The sequence below is a fragment of the Frankia sp. CeCAU1 genome, from assembly GCF_977971845.1.
The window spans coordinates 11,663-13,358 of the sequence record NZ_CDWWXA010000135.1; the positions used below are offsets into that span (position 1 = coordinate 11,663).

Below are 1,696 nucleotides of genomic sequence, written 5' to 3' on the forward strand. Positions count from 1 at the left end.
GGCGGCCGCCAGGGACGCCACCGTCGCTCGGGCCAGCACATCCCGTCGGTTCGGCATGCGTTCCTCTGCCATCTCGCCCGGCCCTCCTGTCACTGTCCGTATGGCCGCAGTCCCCCGACGTCGACCATCACAGTGCAGGTTCCGGGCAGCCGTCGGCCCCCGTTTCGGAAGCGAAAAAGTGAACTGTGCGTGGCGTCCCGCACCGCCTGCCGCAGAGCCGCAGAGCCGCAGAGCCAGGGAAACCCTGGTAATCTGGGCCGCTCTCACGGCCCCTTAGCGCTTTCGCGATCCGTATCTACGTAGAAATTGCTATGATCTATCCGTAGATGCGGTTTCAGTCGGAGCTTTGCCGTCGGCGACCAGCCTTTAACCTCCCTCGACGAGAAAGGGACGGACGATGTCTCCGCAGATCAGACGGTTGATCAGAGTGGATGCGTGACATGTTCTGGCCAGGCCCCGCCCACCCCGACGACGAGAGCAGGCACTGGCTCGCCCGGGTCGAGAAAGTCGCCCCAGTCCTGGTCCAGCACCGTGAACAGGCCGAACAGGAGAGAATGACGCCGCCCGACGTCATCGACGCCCTGCGTGAGCAGAACATCCACCGGATGTGGGTCTCCCCGGCCTTCGGCGGCGGCGGGGTGAGTGTCCGGACCGGTTCCGCGGTGCTCCAGGCGCTCGCCCGGATCGACGCCTCCGTCGCCTGGCAGATGGGGGTCCAGGGCGTCATCGGCCGGATGTCGGACTACCTCCCGGAGCAGACGGCCGGTCGGATGTTCCGGGAGAGCGATGGTCTCGTCGTCGGTGGGATCAACCCGTCGGGCCACGCCGAGGCTGTCCCCGGCGGTTACCGGGTACGCGGTCGGTGGTCCTTCGCCAGCGGCTCCACCCACGCCGACTGGCTGGTGTGCGCCTCACTCGTCACCGAAACCAGCACGGCCGGCGAGGTAGCCGCGGGAAGTAAGGCGAACTCGTCGGCCCCGGCCCCGCCCACAACCCGGATGATGTTCGTTCCGCGGGATGCCGTCCGTTTCACCGACGACTGGTTCACGATAGGGCTGCGCGGCACCGGGAGCGTCAGCTTCACTGTCGACGACCTCTTCGTCCCCGAGGAGCACACCGTCGACGGCGGGCTGCTGCGCCGGCTGCCCGCGGCCCGGCCCTCGCGCGGCTACCCCATCGCGTACTACGACTTCGGCCCGTTCACGACCGCGTCAACGGCGCTCGGCATCGCCCAGGACGCGCTGAGCGCCTTCCCGGGGCTGGCGGTCAGCGCGGTTCCTGCCCGCGGGACGGAGACGCTGGCGTCCAGCCACACCGTTCAGGCCGGCCTCGCCCGCGCCGCGGCCCTGGTCAGGGCGGGCGAACTGCTGCTCGACGATGCGGCCGGCCACGCGAGTGCCCGCCTCATCGGCGGGGAGAAGCTCAGCGCCCTGATCCGGCTCGCAGCCACCGCCGCCGGCGAAAACACCCTGAAGGCCGTGGACACCCTGCACGCCCTGGCCGGCACCAGGGCCCTGGGCGCGGCCGGCCGGCTCGACCGCTGCTTCCGCGACATCCACACCGTGGTCGCGCACATCACCCTGGCGCCGACGAACTTCGAGATGGTCGGGTCGTATCTCCTGGGCGGCTCGTTGCTGATGCGGCGCTGACCCCGTCCGATGCCCCGAGCCCTGAGTCCCTAGCCCCTAGCCCCTAG

The 1,696-nt window shown here is 69.5% G+C and carries 1 protein-coding gene; it reads left to right on the forward strand.

The features are described 5' to 3' along the window. Positions 1–440: 440 nt before the first annotated feature. Positions 441–1,649 (forward strand): acyl-CoA dehydrogenase family protein, encoded by a 1,209-nt coding sequence (locus tag AC08OO_RS19205; RefSeq protein ID WP_476611241.1) that lies wholly within the window; start codon positions 441–443, stop codon positions 1,647–1,649. Positions 1,650–1,696 lie beyond the last annotated feature (47 nt).